Here is a 4,208-nt window from a genome sequence, read left to right on the forward strand (position 1 = left end):
TCTAGTTGTGTTGGTGGTGTTGGTTGTGCGTTTTGGCTTGGTTTGGTTGGATGGGGTGGTAGCATGCTTGTTTATGTCGATGATGATGCGAACGCCGGGATCTACACGCGTGCGAGCACTCTTTCCCTACACGGCGCTCTTCCGTTCTACCGCGAAGGTCGCGAGGGCCGTGGCCCGCGTGAAGGCCGCGAGCCGCGTGAAAGCCGTGAGCCGCGCGAACCGCGTGAGAACCGCGAACCGCGCGAGCGTGTCGAGCAGCCGGAAGGCGTCGAAGCAGCCGGTCGTGGCGAGCGCCAGGAACGCGGCGAACGTCGTGAGCGCGGCGAGCGTCGCAAGCCGACCCAGCATGCGGCAACGCTGGAAACCGTCAACCGTGGCGAAACGCATCCGGAAACGGAAGCCGACAAGGCCCTCGCAGAAGACCTGCCCGGCGCCGAGCTGGCAGCCGATGCGGAAGCCGGCGCGCGTGATGGCGAGGAACGTCGTCGTCGCCGCCGCGGCCGTCGCGGCGGTCGTCGCGAGCGCGAGGAAGACGGCGCAGTCGTCGACCACGCCGAGCAAGGCGCAGAGGGCGAAGTTGCGGTGCAAGCCGTGACGCCGGAAGCACCGGCTGCTGTCGAACCGGCCCACACGGCCGCACCGGCAGTCGTCGTGGCAGCCGCCGCGGCAAGCGCCGTCGTCGTCGAAGCAGTGGTCGAGCACCATGCCGAACCGGCCGCATCGGCCGCTGTCGAGCCGCAGCCGGCACCGGTACACGTCGAAGCAGCACCGGTCGAAGCAGCCGTTGTCGCCCAGGCAGCAGAACCGGCACCGGTCGCACCGGCCGTCGCTACCGAAGCCGGCCCGGCGCCGGTCGCGGTTTCGCCGACCGACGCGTTCGAAGTGCCGGCAGCGCCTGTCGCTGTCGAGGCGCCGCAACCGGCCCCCGTCGAGCAAGCTGCACCGGCCGTGACGACCGAAGCCGCTCCGGTGGCTGCCGAGCCGGCCCATGTCGAAGCAGCACCGGTCGAGGCCGTGGCTGCACCGGCACCGGCACCGACGCCTGCACCGGCTCCCGCTCCGGCCCAACCGGCAGCCGCGCCCGCTTCGGCGAGCCTGGATACCGTGCTGGAGCAGGCTGGTCTCGTCTGGGTGAACACGGACGCCGGCAAGTTCGCCGCTGCACAAGAAGCCGCGTCGCGCCTCCCGCGTCCGGCTCGCGTGCCGCGCGAACGCAAGACGCTGCCGCCGGCCGATACGGCCCCGATGCAGCAGGTCGAAACGACGCATCACTGATCGACGCATCGTCCGACCAGGAAAAGCCCGCCTCCGGCGGGCTTTTTCACGCCCGCGCTGCGGGTTTCCGCCCACCGGACCGACTCGCCGCTTGCGGCTAAAATAGAGGTCTGGTTCGCACTTCTTTCAACATGTCCCGACGCATCATTCCTCTCGCCGACGTCAGCGGGATGCCGGACGTCTCCGGCATCGCGCATGCCCCGGATGGCACGCTGGCCGACACGTTCGCCAGGCCGCTGCGCGACCTGCGCATTTCGGTGACGGATCGCTGCAACTTCCGCTGCGTGTACTGCATGCCGCGCGCCGTTTTCGACAAGGACTACCCGTTCCTGCCGCACAGCGCGCTGCTCACGCACGAGGAAATCGAACGCGTGGCGCGACTCTTTGTCGCACATGGCGTCGAAAAGATCCGCATCACCGGTGGCGAGCCGCTGCTGCGCAAGAATCTCGAATTCCTGATCGAGCGCCTCGCCCGCCTGACCACGCATGACGGCCGCCCGCTCGACCTGACGCTCACGACCAACGGTTCGCTGCTCGCACGCAAGGCGCGCGCGCTGAAGGACGCCGGGCTCACGCGCGTGACGGTCAGCCTCGACGCGCTCGACGATACGTTGTTCAAGCGCATGAACGATGCCGAGTTCGCGAGCGCCGACGTGCTCGACGGCATCTTCGCGGCCCAGGCCGTGGGCCTCGCGCCGGTCAAGGTCAACATGGTCGTGAAGCGCGGCACCAACGACAGCGAGATCCTGCCGATGGCCGAGCGTTTCCGCGGGACCGGCGTGATCCTGCGCTTCATCGAATACATGGACGTCGGTACGTCGAACGGCTGGAACATGACCGAGGTGCTGCCGTCGGCAGACGTCATCGCCCGGCTCGCCGAACACTTCCCGCTTGTACCGCTCGACCCGCACACGGCGGCCGAAACCGCGCAGCGCTGGGGCTATGCGGACGGCAGCGGCGAGATCGGCGTGATTTCGAGCGTCACGCAGGCCTTCTGCGGCGACTGCACGCGCGCGCGGCTGTCGACCGAAGGCAAGCTGTACCTGTGCCTGTTCGCGTCGACGGGCCACGACCTGCGCGCGCTTGTGCGCGGCGGCGCGAGTGACGCCGAGATCGCAACCGCGATCGCCCGCATCTGGCAGGCCCGCACCGACCGCTATTCGCAGCTGCGCGGCAGCGCGTCTGCCGACGCCCTGCCCGACGGCGCCGGCAAGCGGGTCGAGATGTCGTATATCGGCGGCTGACGCACGCCGCACTTCCCGCCCTCTTACCATGCCCGCTTCCGCTTCTCCCTCGATTGCCGGCCTGCTGCTCGCAGGCGGGCGTGCCACTCGCATGGATGGCGTCGACAAGGGCCTGCAGTTGCTCGACGGCACGCCTCTCGCGCTGCACGTGCTGCGCCGGCTCTCGCCGCAGGTCGACGAGACGCTGATCAGCGCGAATCGTCATGCCGATCGCTATGCCGAACTCGGTGCGCCGTTCGATGCGCGCATCGTCGCGGACGAAACGCCCGACTTCCCCGGCCCGCTCGCGGGCCTGCTCGCCGGCATGCGGGCGGCACGTGCGCCGCTTGTCGCGTGCTCGCCATGCGATACACCCTATCTGCCGGCCGACCTCATCGCACGGCTGCAGGCGGCGCTCGACGCGCAGCAGGCCGACATCGCCATGGCAGTGACCGTCGACGCGCAACAAGTGCGCTCGCCACAGCCGACGTTCGCGCTGCTGCGCACGTCGCTGGCCAACGATCTCGCCGTCCGGCTCGCCGCCGGCGACCGCAAGGTGCGTGCGTGGTACGCACGCCACAAGACGGTCGAAGTCGAGTTTCACGACGAGCGTGCGTTTTACAATGCCAACTCCTGGCAGGAACTCGCCGCGCTGGCCCGCCGCTGACGTCACCCGTACGGTTCCCGCCCGGCGCCCGCCGCACGCGAAACCCGCGCCCAGGCACCCTCCTCGCGCCACCGGCCACGAACCCGATACGCCTTGCGGCGCAGTCCGACTGATGATCACGCAATCCTCGCCCGCCCCCCGAACCGCACCCGATTCCGATGCCCCGCTGTCGCTCGTCGACGCGCAGGCGCTCGCGTGCCGCTTCGCGGTGCCCGTCGACGCGTGTGACACGGTGACGCTGCGCGATGCACTCGACCGCGTGCTCGCGGCCGACGTGAACGCACCGTTCGACATTCCCGCGTACGACAACTCGGCGATGGACGGCTATGCGTTCGACGGCAGCGCCGGTACGCATGCGTCGCAACAAGCGGAGGTCGCACTGACGGTCGCCGGCACCGCGCTCGCCGGCCATCCGTTCGACGGCGCAGTGGCAGCCGGATCATGCGTGCGCATCATGACGGGCGCACCGATGCCGGCCGGCTGCGATACGGTGATTCCGCAGGAACGCGTGCGCGTCGACGGCGACACGATCCACTTCGCCGCGCACGACATTGCGCGCGGCGCGAACTGCCGCAAGGCCGGCGAGGATCTCGCGCGCGGCGCCTGCGCACTTGCCGCGGGCCGCATCCTGCGGCCGTCCGATCTCGGCCTGCTCGCGTCGTTCGGCATCACCGAAGTTTCGGTACGCCGGCGCGTGCGCGTCGCCGTGTTCTCCACCGGCGACGAACTGCGCGAGCCCGGCGAGCCGCTCGGCCCCGGTGCCCTATATGACAGCAATCGCGGGATGCTGATCGCGATGCTCGAAAGGCTGCATGTCGACGCGGTCGATCTCGGGATCGTCCGCGACGATCCGGCCGCGCTCGAAGCCGCATTGCGCAGCGCGGTCGCCGCTCAGGCCGACGCGGTGATCACGTCGGGCGGCGTATCGGTCGGCGAAGCCGACTTCACGCGCGACGTCATGGCCCGGCTCGGCGACGTGACGTTCGCGAGCCTCGCGCTGCGTCCCGGCCGGCCGCTCGCGTGCGGCACGCTCGCACGCGCGG

Annotated in this window: 3 protein-coding genes and 1 pseudogene; all 4 read left to right on the forward strand. The window is 69.7% G+C overall.

Features of this window, described 5'->3' with window-relative positions:
• Positions 1-150: 150 nt before the first annotated feature.
• Positions 151-1,275, forward strand: a pseudogene (locus G3N93_RS35615) (ribonuclease E/G); the annotation flags it as partial.
• 131 nt (positions 1,276-1,406) lie between these two features.
• Positions 1,407-2,519 (forward strand): GTP 3',8-cyclase MoaA, encoded by a 1,113-nt coding sequence (gene moaA, locus G3N93_RS35620; protein WP_174943876.1) that lies wholly within the window; start codon positions 1,407-1,409, stop codon positions 2,517-2,519.
• Positions 2,520-2,547: 28 nt separating this feature from the next.
• Positions 2,548-3,165 (forward strand): molybdenum cofactor guanylyltransferase MobA, encoded by a 618-nt coding sequence (gene mobA / locus G3N93_RS35625; RefSeq protein ID WP_206135082.1) that lies wholly within the window; start codon positions 2,548-2,550, stop codon positions 3,163-3,165.
• A 112-nt stretch (positions 3,166-3,277) separates the two neighbouring features.
• A partial coding sequence (locus G3N93_RS35630) for a molybdopterin molybdotransferase MoeA (RefSeq protein WP_206135084.1) occupies positions 3,278-4,208 on the forward strand: 931 nt, incomplete at its 3' end.

The sequence above is a fragment of the Burkholderia sp. Se-20378 genome (assembly GCF_017104665.1).
GTDB lineage: Bacteria > Pseudomonadota > Gammaproteobacteria > Burkholderiales > Burkholderiaceae > Burkholderia > Burkholderia lata.